The sequence below is a fragment of the Lacticaseibacillus zhaodongensis genome, assembly GCF_009687905.1.
Classification (GTDB): domain Bacteria; phylum Bacillota; class Bacilli; order Lactobacillales; family Lactobacillaceae; genus Lacticaseibacillus; species Lacticaseibacillus zhaodongensis.
In genome coordinates this window covers 59,688-74,066 of record NZ_BLBG01000003.1, presented here as the reverse complement: position 1 = coordinate 74,066, position 14,379 = coordinate 59,688, and the positions used below count along the sequence as shown (strand labels likewise).

Here is a 14,379-nt window from a genome sequence, read left to right as displayed (position 1 = left end):
CTGCCCGTTTAAATGAACGACAGGGGCTCCCGGTCAAATGCAATCTGGTAGCCGCTCCGGCTCGACACCTGCGTACTCTCCAACATTGATTCCAAAACCGCCTGTAATTCGGGCTCGTTTTTATATTTAATTACTAACTGATAATAATACTTGCGCTTGACGCGAGCAATTGCCGCCCGGCTGGGGCCTAAAATAATTGCTTGGTCAGACAGACCTTTTTGGAGCATGTCGGCCAATCGGAAAATTGCCTTGGCTGCTTTATCTTCGTCCTCGTGACTGACGGTCAACTTGAAAGTGAAGTAATACGGTGGGTAATCCCCCTCGTGGCGCATGTGCATTTCAAGAGCGAAGAAACGCTCGTAGTCCTGCTTTTGCGCTAGCCTAATGGCGTAATGATCAGGGTTATAAGTCTGCACGAGAACGCGGCCGGGCTTTTCCGCCCGGCCGGCTCGGCCACTGACCTGCGTCAGTAACTGGAAGGTGCGCTCACTGGCCCGGAAATCTGGCAACCCCAGCGCGGTGTCGGCGTTGATCACGCCGACCAGCGTCACGTCTGGATAATCCAGACCCTTGGCAATCATCTGGGTGCCAAGCAAAATGTCGGCTTTGTGCTCGCCGAATTCCTTCAGGATGCGCCCGTGTGCACCCTTCCGCCGGGTCGTATCAACATCCATCCGCATGATCCGGGCGTCAGGCAGCAGCTTGCCCAGCGTCTGCTGAACCTTTTCGGTACCGGTTCCGTAGTAACGAATCCGCTTAGATCCGCAGCTCGGACAAACACGGGGGATTGCTTCTTCGTGGCCGCAGTAGTGGCAGCGCAGACTGTGCGTGTCCATGTGCAGCGTCAGCGAGATGTCACAGTTTGGACACTTGGCAACGTACCCGCACTCCCGGCACATCACGAACGATGAAAAGCCGCGACGGTTAAGCATCAGCACCGCCTGGTTACCTTGGCTCAGGCAATCCTTAATAGCCGCTAACATTTGCGCACTAAAATCGCCACTGTATTCGTCAAGATCAGCCTCGCGCATGTCAATCACATCCACTGGCGGCAAAGGCTGCTTGTTCGCTCGCTCAGGCATCAGTAGCTGAGTGTAAACCCCTTTTTCCGCCCGGGCCCGTGATTCTAGGCTTGGGGTGGCGGAACCGAGCAGTAGTGGCGCATGATTATACTCGCTGCGCCAGCGCAGAACGTCGCGGGCATGGTAACGCGGCGCATCATCTTGCTTGTAGCTATTTTCGTGCTCTTCGTCCATGATCAGCAGACCAAGATTGTGCAACGGGGCAAAAGCCGCGCTGCGGGCACCTACGACTACGTGCGCCTCACCACGGGCAATCCGCCGCCATTCATCATAACGCTCGCCATCGCTCAGGCCGGAGTGTAGCACCGCGACCTGACTACCAAACCGGCCCTTGACCCGTGCGACCATTTGCGGAGTCAAGCCAATTTCCGGCACGAGCATCAAGGCATCCTTGCCGGCAGCCTGGGCTGCGGCCATCAGCTGCAAATAGACCTCAGTCTTACCCGAGCCGGTCACACCCTCAAGCAAGTATGTGGCCGCCTGCTGGCCCTTGATGGACTTAGCGACCGCATCATAGGCCTTTTGCTGCTGATCAGTTAGCTGTAAGGGTTTGGTGCGGGGCATATCATCGAGCTCTGCATAAGGGTGGCGGTAGGTTTCCCGCTCCTCTAGTCGCAACCAGCCCTTGTCTGCAGCACTCTTCAGCATCCCAAGCGTGATGCCGTACTCCCGTGTCAACGCGTGTGCAGCGACCTCACCCTGACTCTGGCTCAAATGACTGAGTTCAGCGACCAACGCGAGCTGCTTTTTGGCATTGCTACGCACACTAGCCTGAATCGTGGCGTAATCAGCGGCAGTCTGCGCCGGATGCACATAGTAGACCGTTTGGACGTGTCCCTTGTCGACCAGTGTAAACTCATCCATTTTGCCGATCCGCTTGGTCTCCGTCCGCAGCGCAGTCGGTAGCATCGTCTGCAAACAGGTGATCCAGAACGCAAAACTATCATTGGCCAGCCATGATGACAGCTGCAATAGCTCCTTGTCGAGTACCGGCTCTTTATCAAGCACACTCTGAATCGGCTTCAACGTTCCGGCATAATCGGGCGCGTCCTGCACGCCAACGACCATGCCCATCACTAACCGCGTACCCTTGCCAAAATTAACAACACAACGTTTCCCAGGCACGACTTGACCGGAAAGCACGTCTGGAATCGAATAATCGTAAGGTTGGTTAGTCTGCATGGTCGGCACATCAACAATAATCTTGGCAATCTGCGGCACGGCTACTCCCCCTATCTCGTTGACTTCATTATAGCAAAAATCTTGACACTGCCACTTTGTAAAGTAGGCTCAAAATCCGCAATTATCGGGCAATAACAAAGGAGCCGAGACATTCGTCCCCGCTCCCCAGAATTATGCACTATCAAATTGCAAAGACGCTTATTCTTCACTGTCGCGCTCTTCGGCCTCACGGGTCTCTTCTTCGCGATCAAGCTTTTCGGCGTCGCGTTCGAGCAGCTTTGAATCGGGGTCGATAATGATATCACCATCAGCAACCTCTTCAAGGGCCTGGCCCACAGTCCGTGGTGACTGGTATTCAGGCAAGAGGCGAATGGCATTGCCTTCAAGCTGATGTGCCCGCTTTGCAGCGAGAACAGCCAGTGAGTAGCGGGAAGGAATCTGACTCAACAACTTATCAATTGATGGGTAAACAATCATTTAAAAAATCTCCTTTAATCGCTTAACTTGGTGTGTTCCAGCATATTGGTATAACGATCCATAACGCGTGTCACGCGTAGGTGCTCGCTCTTGATGATATTTTCAATCCGCTCAACGGCCAGTGGCACCTTGTCGTTAACAACCGCGTAATCGTAATTAGACATCATTTTAACTTCACCCACGGCCTTGCGCACGCGCTTGATGATGGTTGCTTCATCGTCAGTTCCGCGACCTTCAAGCCGGTGCTTTAGTTCGCCGAGGTCTGGAGGCGTGAGGAAGATAAAGACAGCATCTGGGCACTTGGCCCGAACTTGCATGGCCCCGTTAACCTCGATCTCAAGAAGGACATCTTTACCTTCATCAAGCGTTTGGTTAACGTATTTAAGGGGTGTTCCGTAGTAGTTGTCCACGTACTGCGCGTATTCAAGCATACCTCCATCGGCGATTTCTTGTTCGAATTGTTCCCGGGTCCGGAAGTAATAATCAACTCCGTCAACTTCTCCCGGCCGCATCTTACGGGTCGTCATGGACACTGAGTACTTGAAATCACGGTAACCAGAGTTCATCATCGCCTGGCGAACCGTCCCCTTACCGACACCGGACGGACCGGATAAAACGATGAGCATCCCTCGTTCGTGCATTTGTCTACCCCTCCCAAATAAGTAACTTCTATATCCATACATTTTGCGCCTTTTCGCCAGTATGTGCAAGCTAAGATAAAGCTCACGCCAGTCCGTCAGCGATGCAAAATTACCGAAATTTGTAGAATCAGCGCTTGCGTTTTAGAACATCTGTTCGTATAATGAAAGTACAAACAAGCGTTCGGAGGAGCGAGTAATCATGGATATCAAAAAACCAAACCGCACGATCAGTCGAGTTGAACAGAGTATTGGCGCCGGTGCCAAGCGTTTCTTCGCCATGGAAGACGACCCAATCAGCATGCCGCGGTGGCAAAGTGCCCTATTCCTGGAGAAGGCTTACGCAGAACACTTACTGGTTGCCGTGCGTTTGGGAAGTCATGACGTTGCGACGGGATACGTTCAGCATAAGTTGAGCAGCAATACTTATCTGCTGCAGAGCTGGCAATCAAACGTGGCCCAAATCATTCGCCTCCAGCAATGTGAATTCGTCCAGCGCTTAACGGAGCAGGAGCTAGAAGCTGCGCAAGCATAGGCTGAATTTGAAATTGAAGTTAATAAGGGGGAGGGGCAGCAAACGCTGCTCCTCCCCTTTTGCGTTATTCTTAATCGCTCGTGCTTTGTTTGAGCTCGCGGCGCGTCTTGGCAGCCAGCTCCAGAAGCTCCTGAGCATGACGCTTAGTCAAATCCGTTATCTCGGTTCCGGCAAGCATCCGGGCCAATTCGTCCACACGTTCTCGCTCCGCCAGCGGCGTAACTGTGGTTTGCGTTCGGCCACTGGTGACCTTCTTCTCAATTTTATACTCATAATCAGACATCGCGGCAACTTGGGGCAGGTGCGTGATGCAAAGCACCTGTGAATGTTGCGCGATCCGCACGATTTTATTGGCAATGGCCTGGGCGACGCGCCCGGAAACCCCGGTATCAACCTCATCAAAAATGATGCTGGTAACGCCATCGGACTCTGCAAAAATGGTCTTGAGCGCCAGCATGATGCGCGATAATTCACCACCACTGGCTGTTTTTGCCAATGGTTGTGCCCGTTCACCAGGGTTAGGCTGAATGTAGAACTCAAGGGCATCGGTCCCATCCGGCCCCAATTCGCCGCCATCCTTGCTGAAACTAACGCTGAACACCGTTTTAGCCATGTACAGTTCCCGCAGTTGGATGTGCACGGCCTTTTCCAGGTGGTGTGCAGCTTGCTTGCGCAGCTCACTAAGTTTTCCTGCCGTGATTCGTAATTGTTCCCGGAGCTTTGCAACCTGGTCTTCAAGTCCAGAAGCGTTCTGCTCGGTGGACTCCATGTCGCTTAGTTCCTTCTGGGCTTTATTACCGTAAGCAATCACGGCCTCAATGCTGTCACCATACTTCCGTTCCAAACTGCTAATAACCGCCAGAGCATCGTCAACTTCATCCAAGCGGCCATCATCCCACTCAAGCTGGTCGATCTGCTTCGACAAGTCACTCTGGGCGTCCTGAAGCGAGTAGTATGCACTTGCAACTGTCTCGGCGATATCTTTATACGCCGGATCAAGGTCACTAATTCCCTGCAGTGTTTGCCGAACGTTGTCAATCACGTCCAGCGGATTAAACTCATCGCCGGACAATTCACTGTAAGAAGTGCTAAGTGCATCCTGAATGTGTTGAAAATTCGTTAGCCGGTCCCGTTCTGCCGTCAGAGCCTCTTCCTGGCCCACTTGAAGGTGCGCATCAGCAATCTCTTTCACCTGAAATTTAAGCATGTCCAGACGCTGCGCCCATTCCTGCTCGTTTTGCTGTTTCTTACGCAAGGCGGCACTGCGCTGCTGGTACTCGGCGTAAAGCTGATGATACCGCGTAAGCACCTTCAGCAAGTCTGGCCCAGCGTATTGGTCCAGCAAGTGGATATGCCGCTCCGGCTTGGTCAATTCCTGATGCTCATTTTGCCCGTGAAAGTCCACTAGCGTTTCGCCCACAGTCCGCAGGGTACCAGTGTTCACGAGCTGGCCGTTAATCCGGCACACGTTGCGGCCACTAGCATAGAGATCTCGCTCCAAGAGTACCTGTCCACCATCCAGCTTCAGTCCCACGGCGGCAAGGGCCGCAGCGGTATGTGCGTTATCCTTGGCGTAGAACATCCCCTGCAGGCTGGCCTTTTTGGCACCAGTCCGCACAAACTCGCTTGATCCGCGCGCGCCGGCAAGCAGCGATACGGCATCAATAACGATTGACTTCCCCGCACCCGTTTCTCCGGTCAGGGCGGTCATTCCGTCCTCGAAGGTCAGATCAAGTTTTTCAATGATTGCGAAATCTTGGACTTGTAATTCTTGAAGCATTTAGTCACCCCGCGATAATATCAAGTTCAGCTGCAAGCGCAGAAGCCTGCACAGCGGTGTAGCAGATGATCAAGGTGCTGGCGTCACTAGGCACAATTGCAAAAATCCGCTCATCGTTACGAGCTTGCAGAATGCTGGCGACAGCCGGACCGCTCCCAGGCGATAGGGTGAGGCTGACGAATTTGTCCATCGACTTAGCCGCCCTCAGTGCACTAGCAACAACGTGATCCGAATCGCCCTTGGCAGCCGCATTATTCATGACTGGCAAACTGTAGCGGTACCGACCGGCCCGAATCGGCACCTTGATCAACTGCATATCCTTGATATCCCGGGATACAGTCGCCTGGGTCACCTCAACGTTGGCCTGTTTGAGTAACTCCACCAGCTGTTCTTGTGTTTCCACGATGTTGGCGTTGAGAATAGTTTTAATGATTTCTTGTCGTGTTTGTTTAGGCATCAGCACAAACCCCCGTTGTTATAGTCTTGCGATTTAATAGTATCAGTTCGTGCATAAAAATGCATTATATTAATCTAAAGTTTCGTGCGCAGCGGCAAGAACTTCATCAATGGCCCCACTCGGAAGTGGTTGGGCGCCAGCGCCAGTGTTGCGCAGATGCGCCAGAAATTCGATATTTCCTTCTCCACCCTTAATTGGTGAAAAGTCCAGACCGAGGACGGAATAACCAGCTTCTACAGCGAAGGTCGTGATGGACTCCAAAACGGCGCGGTGGACAGCCGGATCCCGCACGATTCCGTGCTTACCTACATTTTCGGGTCCCGCTTCAAACTGGGGCTTGATCAAGACAACCGCATCCCCATCTGGTTTTAGAATTGGCCGTAGTGGCGGCAAAATGAGCTTCAAGGAGATAAAAGACACATCGGTGACTGCAAACTCAACCTGACCAAAGGTGAAATCTTCAGGCTTGCTGTAGCGGAAATTGACCTTTTCCATTACGTGCACCCGCGGATCGGACCGCAGTTTCCACACCAGCTGGTTTGTACCCACGTCCAGTGCGTACACCTGCTTAGCGCCATTTTGGAGGCACACATCGGTGAAACCACCAGTGGATGAGCCGATATCGAGCACCGTCAAATCCGTCACGTCGATAGCAAAAGTCTTGAGGGCCTTCGCCAACTTCAAGCCACCCCGACTGACATAGGGCAACTTCTTCCCTTTTGCGTGCAACTGACTGTCCGCAGCAATCTTGACCCCTGGTTTATCCAGCCGTTCATTGTTTTGATCGTATACCTCACCGGCCATAATGGCGCGCTTGGCTTGCTCGCGTGATGCGAATAGTCCCTGACCAACCGCCAGGACGTCCACTCGTTCTTTCATGTATTAAGTATTCTCCTAATTCAAATAATCCGTGATCTGTTCCAACAGGGCCATGTTGCCATCAAGCTGGGCCAGTGCCTTCCGGGCCAGCTGCCGCTGCTCCTGCAGCTTATTCTGCGCACCGGCCAAGCCATAAAGGGCGACGTAAGTATTTTTGGCGTTGTCCACATCCTGGCCAACAGGCTTACCCAGCTCCGCAACGGTCCCGCTGGCGTCTTCGATATCATCCTTGACCTGGAAACCTAAACCGAACGCGGCCGCGAAATCATCCAGCAGCTGCAACTGCTTCAGACTCGCCCCAGCGCAAAGCGCACCGTTACGCACGGCTGCTCGCAGCAGCGCCCCGGTCTTATGCCGGTCGAGCCGGATCAGTGCTGCCTTATCCAACTGCTCGTGCGAGCCATCAATGTCTTGCATCTGTCCCGCGACCATCCCCTGCGAGCCCGCAGCGGTGGCAAGAGTCATCAATAAATCAGGAATGAGTACCTGGTCTGGTGTCCGTGCCAACATGCTAAAAGCATCCGTCAGCAGCGCATCCCCGGCCAGAATCGCCGTTGCCTCGCCAAACTTGATGTGGTTAGCTGGCTGCCCGCGGCGCATATCGGAATCGTCCATTGCTGGCAAGTCATCGTGAATAAGGGAGTAGGTGTGCACAAACTCCACGGCAGCCGCTGCCGGGCGCGCGTTAGCCACGTCACCGCCGAGAACTACGCAAGTCGCCAGCGTTAGCAACGGCCGCAGCCGCTTCCCACCGGCATCAAGCGAATACTGCATCGCTTGCCGCAAATGCTCATCATGACTTTCCCGCAAGAAGGCGTGCATCATGTCCTCGAGCGGCGGCATCTGCGCCGCGCTGAACTCCTTAAGACTCGGACTTGTCTGTGTCAAAAGTCTTCAGCTCCCCATCTTCGGTCATGACCTTGGCCACGGCATCCTCGGCGTTCTTCAGCGTCTTGTCGAGTTTGCCGGCAATCTGCACCCCGTTTTGAAACTGACTGAGTGCCTGTTCCAATGGCACGTCACCACGCTCGAGCTGATTAACAATTGCCTCAAGCTCCTGCAAGTTCTCTTCAAAAGTTTTATCACTCTGCTTGCTAGCTGTTTCTTTACTTGCTGCCACTTTGTTCCTCCTTGGCGGTTACTGCCGCCCGTACTCGCCCGTCTGCTGTGTGAATATTGACCTCTTGACCCACCTGATAATCAGCCGTCTTTTGCAAAATTCTCCCATCATCGGCGCTGACATAAGCATAGCCGCGGCCCATTGTCTTGAGTGGACTAAGGTGATCTAACGCCTCCGACCTGCTGCTTAATTCCTGCCGGTAATGCGTTAGCAGGTTCTCTTGCGCCCGTAATAAGCGTTCACTAAGATTCTGCGTCCGACTCAGGTCCTGACTAATACGCTGTTTCAGTCCGCTACGTACGAGTTGACTGCTGGCAAGTGTGAGCTGACCACGCAGCTGACGCACCTGAGCTGGCACAGTCTGTACGAGCCGCAAGCGCAGCTGGTCAACCCGCTGCACGTAGCCATCGTACATCCGGTCTGGCTGCGTGAACATCACGCTAGCCCGGGCGCGGTCCAAACGACTCCGCTGTAGTTGCAGCAAGGCCTGCTGTGCACGCACCAGCCGCTGAAAGTCTTTCTTGACCATATCTTGAGCATCGCTCAATGTGACCGGGGTAACATACTCGGCCGCAGCAGTTGGCGTCGCTGCACGGTAGTCAGCAACATAATCGGCAATGGTAACATCCGTTTCGTGGCCAACAGACGAAACCACCGGTATCTTCATCGCGGCAATTGCGCGGGCAACGCTTTCCTCGTTGAAGGGCCACAAGTCTTCGATCGAGCCACCGCCGCGCCCAACGATAACGGCATCAAAACCGCTTAATTGATTGACGCGTCCTAGTTGGCGGACAATATCCGGAGCCGCAGTATCGCCCTGCACTTGGGTCGGAAACAGCACGATTTCCAGCTGCGGATAGCGCCTCCGCACGGTCGTAATAATGTCGTGGATAACGGCTCCGCTCGGACTGGTCACAACAGCTACTCGCCGCGGAAAGCGTTGCAACGGCCACTTAGTGTGGACATCATACAGACCCTCAGCCGCGAGCTTCTTGTTCAGTTGCTGAAAAGCCGCATACAGCGCCCCAATACCATCAGGTTCCAAGCGCTCAATTGTCATCTGGTAGTTTCCACTTGGCTCGTACACACTAATGCGCCCAACCGCTAGTACGCGCATCCCCTCTTCCAGCTGAAACTTCACCTTCGCAAAGGCGCTCTTGAACATCACCACGTTGATCTTGGCATGATCATCCTTGAGCGAAAAATATTGGTGCGCCGGCCGCTGCCGAAAGTTAGAAACTTCCCCCGCAACGTAAACCTGTTGCATATAAGGGTCATTGGTGAACTTACGGGCGATGTACTTGGTCAGTGCGGTGACTGTTAAGTAATCACTTGGATCCATTTAACTGCCTCCTTTACTGTAATGTCTACTTAGAGAATCCGCAAAAGCGGGCAAAATCCTCTGCCAGTACGTATGTACAAACAGGAGCCGAGACAATTGTCTCGACTCCTGTCTGGTCTTACTTCGCAGCGGTGTCCTCTGCATCCACGAAGTGCGCGAGCACCCCGTTAATGAACTTGGCAGACTGTTCATCTGCATATGTCTTGGCAAGTTCGACCGCTTCGTTGATAGCCGCCTTTGCAGGTAGGTCATCCTCATCAGTAATCTCAAACAAACCGAGACGCAAGATGATCAGGTCCGTTTTGGAAAGCCGCTTCAGTGTCCAGCCCTTCTTGAGGTGGGTACTAAGCTGGGCATCCAAAGCATCCTGATTGGCGGTAACCCCGTCAATCAGTTTCAACATATAAGCAGGAACTGCTTCGTTCTCAGGTAGTGCTGCTGCATATGCCATGTCCCGGTCTGCATCCGGGCTCGTGTCAAGTGCGAAGAGCACCTTAAAGGCGGCTTCGCGAATTTCGTGGCGTTTAAGCATTATTTGTCTTCCTCGGTATCATCATCATCTGCGAACAAGTCGGCAGTATCAACCTTGTCGGCTTTTTCAGGCACAACACCAACAACGTGAACATTCACTTCAGCCAATTCGAGGTCGGTCATGTACAGCATCTGTTCCCGCAATGTTTCCTGCATACTCAAGGCAACCTTTGGGACAGAAACACCGTAGTTGAGGTAAACATACACGTCAGCGCTCAGCTGCTTGTCAGCGACATGCAAATCAACGCCTTTGCCCCGGTTAACCCGGCCGAACCAGGCGTTGATACTCGACGCCAAGCTACCACGCATCTGGTAAACACCCTCGACGTTAACCGCCGCGATGCCTAAGATGACTTCCAAGACCGCCGGCGCGATTTCAATCGTTCCGGTGCTGCCTTCGCGCCCGGTCAAAATGATGTTTGAATCTTCAGCCATGCTCATGACCTCCCGTCATTATCATGCTTCGTTTATGCACGTGAAATGTAGGTACCGTCCGATGTGTTAATGGTCAACATATCACCCTTGTTAATAAAGAATGGTACTTGCACCACTAAACCAGTTTCAAGAGTTGCAGGCTTGGAACCACCTGAACTAGTGTTACCCCGAATCCCAGGCTCGGTGTCCGTCACCTCAAGATCAACGGTCTTTGGCACTTCGATCCCAAGTGTTTCGTTACCGTGCATCATGATCTGAACCATCATGTTTTCCTTCAGGTACTTGAGCGTGTCGCCCAGCTGGTCAGCTGAAAGTGCAATCTGCTCGTAAGTCTCGTTATCCATGAAGTTGTAGGTATCGCCATCAGCATAAAGGTACTGCATTGACTTAGTGTCAATCTGGGCCTTCTCAACCTTTTCTGTTGAACGGAAGGTCTTTTCTTGCACAGCACCGGTCCGCAGGTTCTTAAGGGTGGAACGCACGAACGCGCTGCCCTTACCTGGCTTAACGTGCTGGAATTCAACGATCCGCCAGAGGTCACTATCAACCTCAATGGTCAGGCCGTTTTTAAAATCGTTTACTGAAATCATGCGTTTCCTCCAAGAGTTATTCTTTATCCATGATAGCAAGGCTCGCTGCGGCTTGCAAGGCGAACGCTCACTAGTTATTAATATGTGGTAATGTCGCCGGCGCCAATGCCGTCAGCTGTTGATTGCCATCACGGGTAACAAGCAGATCATCTTCGATCCGCACGCCACCGATTTCGGGCAGGTAAATTCCCGGCTCATCCGTTTCAACGTTACCAGGCTGCTGCTCAACCTGCATATAGCGGCCCCAAGCACCTGGACCCTCGTGAATGCCCCGGCCAATCCCGTGACCAGTTCCATGGCCGAAGTACTGCTTGTAGCCGGCGCCATCAATTACTTGGTGCGCCGCGGCGTGAATCTGAGCACCAGTCACCCCAGGACCCATAATTTTAGCAACAGCCCGGTTAGCGGCGTAAACAATTTTGTAAATTTCATCGAGTTTAGGGTCGGGAGTACCAATTGCAAAGGTCCTAGTAATGTCCGAAACGTAACCCTTGTACACGCAGCCCCAGTCAAGGGTGACAATATCGCCATCCTGAATGACCCGGTCTGTTGCTGAACCGTGCGGCATTGCGGAGCGCGCACCGGAGGCAACAATCGTTTCAAATGATAGTCCGGAAGCACCTAATCCGCGCATGAAGAAATCGAGGTCGGTAGCAACGGCCAGTTCGGTCATGCCCGCCTTGATGGTCTTGATGACGTGATCATAGCCTGCCTCGGCGATTTCGATTGCCCGTTCAATCAGCATGAGCTCATCGTCGTCCTTGACCTCACGAATGCGTTCAACGAAATCGCTAGCGGGCTTTAACTGCCCAGTAAAGGAGTGTTTCAACAAGCTGTAGTCGCTGTAGGTCATGGTGTCAGCTTCAAAACCTAAAACCTTGACTCCAGCAGCGGCAGCGAGCTCGCCCGCTTCTGGCAACAAGCCCGTAGTGTGCAGCTGCACGGTAAAACCGCTGACTTCCTGCTGCACTTGCTCTGCAAATCGGGAATCGGTAATGAAAGTTCCCGCATCCGGAGTGAGCATAAGCGCACTCTCGTTGCCCGTAAAGCCAGTCAGATACGATACATTAACGGGGTCGGTGACAAGCAAGGCATCAAGCTTGGCCCCGATCATTTCTTTGCGCAATGCTTCAATTCTCGACATATTCGCTATCTCCCCAAAGAAAAGTACTTTGTACGCATCGCCAGCGGTAGCTGACTGCGTGGGATCTTGCCGCCTGATACAAAAAAACGCCCCGTAACCGGGGCGTTCCCATTAGCTGATTTAAGCTTCAGCAGGAGCAGGGTATACGGAAACCTGCTTCTTATCGCGACCAAGACGCTCGAATTTAACGATACCGTCTGCAGTTGCGAAGAGCGTGTCGTCGCTACCGCGGCCAACGTTCGTCCCTGGTTGAATCTTAGTACCGCGCTGACGGTATAAGATGTTACCAGCCTTGACGAGCTGACCATCGGCGCGCTTGCTACCAAGACGCCGACCAGCGGAGTTACGGCCGTTAGAAGTGGAACCGCCCCCCTTATGGTGGGAGAGGAACTCAAGATTCTGCATTTCCATTGTGATACACCTCCATGGTTAATGAATGGTGCGGATTACTCCGCTAGATTAAAGGTTAATTGCGTCAATCGTAACTTTCGTGTATGGCTGACGGTGGCCCTTCTTCTGGTGCTGGTGCTTCTTAGGCTTGTACTTGTAAGTAACAACCTTTTTTTCGCGGCCCTGTTTTTCAACCTTGCCGGTTACAGTAGCACCTTCAACAACGGGCGTGCCAATCTTGGTTTCATCGCCGCCGACAAAGATAACTTGGTCGAAAGTAACTGTGGAGCCTTCTTCTGCGTCAAGCTTTTCAACGTAGACAGCCTCACCAGCCTGAACCTTGTATTGCTTGCCGCCAGTTTTAATAATAGCGTACATGTGTACACCTCCTACGTGCCCAATTATGGGCTGATTCCCTGATTACTCGCCGGGATAGGTGCTTACGCTTAAAACCTACCGCCGTGCGGTTGCAGTCGCAGGGTGACAAATACAACGTTGCTATTCTATCAATACTTCTAACTTTATACAAGCTCAAATGCATTAAATCTTCTCGATAATGAAAAAAGTGGGTGCTGAGCGCCCACCACTATCAGTTCTGCTTAAGCCTTAATAGTAGAAACCGCGAATATCGGTTTGGCCACTAGCTAAGCGGTCCGCGGCGAAGGTAACAAGATCATATACATAAGTTGCACTACGCCGCATTCCGCCAAGCAGCCACCCTTTGAACACCAACACGTTCGTCGTTGCGACTAAATGCAGAATGTCGTCTTCACTAAATTGCGCAGTCGTGCTGGGATGAACCTGTTGTTGAGCCACGTATTGCCGCATCTTATCACAAAGCGCATCTGCGAACTTGTTCGCGAAGTCGTCGCCCCTCGCGCTAGTAAAGAGTATCGCAAAACCGTTCTCCTTGCGGACCAAATACTCAAGTCCCTCGTGCAAATTCATGCGTTCTGGACCCTTATCACCACTACGAACGTATACACAAGCGTTAATGAAGTCATTAACGCTATCAGCCATCACCGCCCGCAAAAACTCGTCCTTATCGTGATAGTGCTGATAGAAAGTACCACGCGTCACGCCTGCACGCTTACTGATTGCGGCAATATTTAGCCGCTCGCCATTTTCAAGCATTGAGAAGTAAGCCCTTCTCAGGCGTAATCGTGTCTTTCTAACCCGTGCATCAACTTGACGTTTACCATTATCCGCCATTTAGTTCACCTCCTAAACCAGCCCACAAATTATACCAAGCCCTTTATCTGCTGTCTACTTGCTCACCACGAGTACTTCATTTATACTGCACTCAGGAGGTGGCAATAATGCTAATCGACATCATCATTTACATACTAGTTAGTGTGCTACTCTTAGTGCTATTACTAGAGTTACCAAAACCGCTGGGGACAATTGCAGCCGTGGTATTAGCATTAATTATCACCATGATTTCCGGTAAAATGTTTGGTTTCGGTGTGTTCACCTTCCTGTTGGTGGTGTGGATGATTTTAATAATTGCCGGACTGTACGGCTTGCGTTATTACTACCGGATGCAGAAACACCGCCACTAAATCAAGCAAATATTTCTTCACAAAAAAACGGTCACCCACAATGATGGGTGGCCGTTTTATGTGGATCCGAGTACAAAAATGTACTCGGGTGCCCCTGCCAAGCAACACCATCATAGCACAGGACAAGTTCACAAACGCCGCTAATCACTAATTTTGGAACGAAAAAACTGCTCGCCAGCACAATTAACAGTTGTGCGTCCAAAATTAGCGGTTGGCAATCGCTTGCGACACCCTC

The 14,379-nt window shown here is 52.3% G+C and carries 18 protein-coding genes; 2 read left to right on the top strand and 16 right to left on the bottom strand.

What is annotated here, in order from left to right; all coding sequences use genetic code 11:
• Positions 1-8: 8 nt before the first annotated feature.
• From priA to gmk, 3 genes are all read right to left on the bottom strand, one after another.
• Positions 9-2,264: a primosomal protein N' gene (gene priA / locus GN107_RS04455; protein WP_443093569.1), complete on the bottom strand. Its 2,256-nt coding sequence runs from the start codon at positions 2,262-2,264 to the stop codon at positions 9-11.
• 198 nt (positions 2,265-2,462) lie between these two features.
• Positions 2,463-2,741, bottom strand: coding sequence for a DNA-directed RNA polymerase subunit omega (gene rpoZ / locus GN107_RS04450; RefSeq protein ID WP_155286699.1), 279 nt, complete (start codon positions 2,739-2,741; stop codon positions 2,463-2,465).
• Positions 2,742-2,755: 14 nt separating this feature from the next.
• Positions 2,756-3,382 carry a guanylate kinase gene (gene gmk, locus GN107_RS04445; protein WP_155286700.1) on the bottom strand — a complete coding sequence of 209 codons (627 nt, stop codon included), beginning with the start codon at positions 3,380-3,382 and terminating at the stop codon, positions 2,756-2,758.
• A 199-nt stretch (positions 3,383-3,581) separates the two neighbouring features.
• On the opposite strand from gmk, the gene GN107_RS04440 reads away from it, so the two are divergent.
• Positions 3,582-3,914, top strand: a complete 333-nt coding sequence (locus tag GN107_RS04440) for a hypothetical protein (RefSeq protein WP_155286701.1) — start codon at positions 3,582-3,584, stop codon at positions 3,912-3,914.
• A 70-nt stretch (positions 3,915-3,984) separates the two neighbouring features.
• Here the strand turns inward: GN107_RS04440 and recN are convergent, their stop codons facing one another.
• The 13 genes from recN to GN107_RS04375 form a co-directional block, all read right to left on the bottom strand.
• Complete coding sequence (recN, locus tag GN107_RS04435; protein WP_155286702.1) at positions 3,985-5,694, bottom strand: DNA repair protein RecN; 1,710 nt, start codon at positions 5,692-5,694, stop codon at positions 3,985-3,987.
• 4 nt (positions 5,695-5,698) lie between these two features.
• Positions 5,699-6,151: an arginine repressor gene (locus GN107_RS04430; protein ID WP_155286703.1), complete on the bottom strand. Its 453-nt coding sequence runs from the start codon at positions 6,149-6,151 to the stop codon at positions 5,699-5,701.
• A gap of 69 nt (positions 6,152-6,220) precedes the next feature.
• The gene (locus GN107_RS04425) at positions 6,221-7,030 is read right to left on the bottom strand and encodes a TlyA family RNA methyltransferase (protein WP_155286704.1); all 810 of its coding nucleotides are present in this window, start codon (positions 7,028-7,030) and stop codon (positions 6,221-6,223) included.
• Between the two features lie 15 nt (positions 7,031-7,045).
• Complete coding sequence (locus tag GN107_RS04420; protein ID WP_371863476.1) at positions 7,046-7,873, bottom strand: polyprenyl synthetase family protein; 828 nt, start codon at positions 7,871-7,873, stop codon at positions 7,046-7,048.
• Positions 7,874-7,892: 19 nt separating this feature from the next.
• Positions 7,893-8,150 (bottom strand): exodeoxyribonuclease VII small subunit, encoded by a 258-nt coding sequence (locus tag GN107_RS04415; RefSeq protein WP_155286706.1) that lies wholly within the window; start codon positions 8,148-8,150, stop codon positions 7,893-7,895.
• A complete protein-coding gene (gene xseA, locus GN107_RS04410; RefSeq protein WP_155286707.1) occupies positions 8,137-9,492 on the bottom strand; it encodes an exodeoxyribonuclease VII large subunit in 1,356 nt (451 codons plus the stop codon). Before xseA ends, GN107_RS04415 begins: the two co-directional genes overlap by 14 nt.
• Before the next feature lie 118 nt (positions 9,493-9,610).
• A complete protein-coding gene (gene nusB, locus GN107_RS04405) occupies positions 9,611-10,024 on the bottom strand; it encodes a transcription antitermination factor NusB (protein ID WP_155286708.1) in 414 nt (137 codons plus the stop codon).
• A complete protein-coding gene (locus GN107_RS04400; RefSeq protein ID WP_155286709.1) occupies positions 10,024-10,458 on the bottom strand; it encodes an Asp23/Gls24 family envelope stress response protein in 435 nt (144 codons plus the stop codon). Before GN107_RS04400 ends, nusB begins: the two co-directional genes overlap by 1 nt.
• A 32-nt stretch (positions 10,459-10,490) precedes the next feature.
• Complete coding sequence (efp, locus tag GN107_RS04395) at positions 10,491-11,048, bottom strand: elongation factor P (protein ID WP_155286710.1); 558 nt, start codon at positions 11,046-11,048, stop codon at positions 10,491-10,493.
• A gap of 70 nt (positions 11,049-11,118) precedes the next feature.
• Positions 11,119-12,192: a M24 family metallopeptidase gene (locus GN107_RS04390; protein ID WP_155286711.1), complete on the bottom strand. Its 1,074-nt coding sequence runs from the start codon at positions 12,190-12,192 to the stop codon at positions 11,119-11,121.
• Positions 12,193-12,312: 120 nt separating this feature from the next.
• Positions 12,313-12,603 (bottom strand): 50S ribosomal protein L27, encoded by a 291-nt coding sequence (gene rpmA, locus GN107_RS04385; RefSeq protein ID WP_155286712.1) that lies wholly within the window; start codon positions 12,601-12,603, stop codon positions 12,313-12,315.
• Between the two features lie 48 nt (positions 12,604-12,651).
• Positions 12,652-12,960 (bottom strand): 50S ribosomal protein L21, encoded by a 309-nt coding sequence (gene rplU, locus GN107_RS04380; protein ID WP_155286713.1) that lies wholly within the window; start codon positions 12,958-12,960, stop codon positions 12,652-12,654.
• Between the two features lie 228 nt (positions 12,961-13,188).
• Complete coding sequence (locus GN107_RS04375) at positions 13,189-13,794, bottom strand: TetR/AcrR family transcriptional regulator (protein ID WP_155286714.1); 606 nt, start codon at positions 13,792-13,794, stop codon at positions 13,189-13,191.
• Positions 13,795-13,901: 107 nt separating this feature from the next.
• On the opposite strand from GN107_RS04375, the gene GN107_RS04370 reads away from it, so the two are divergent.
• Positions 13,902-14,144 (top strand): hypothetical protein, encoded by a 243-nt coding sequence (locus GN107_RS04370; protein ID WP_155286715.1) that lies wholly within the window; start codon positions 13,902-13,904, stop codon positions 14,142-14,144.
• Positions 14,145-14,379: the final 235 nt, after the last annotated feature.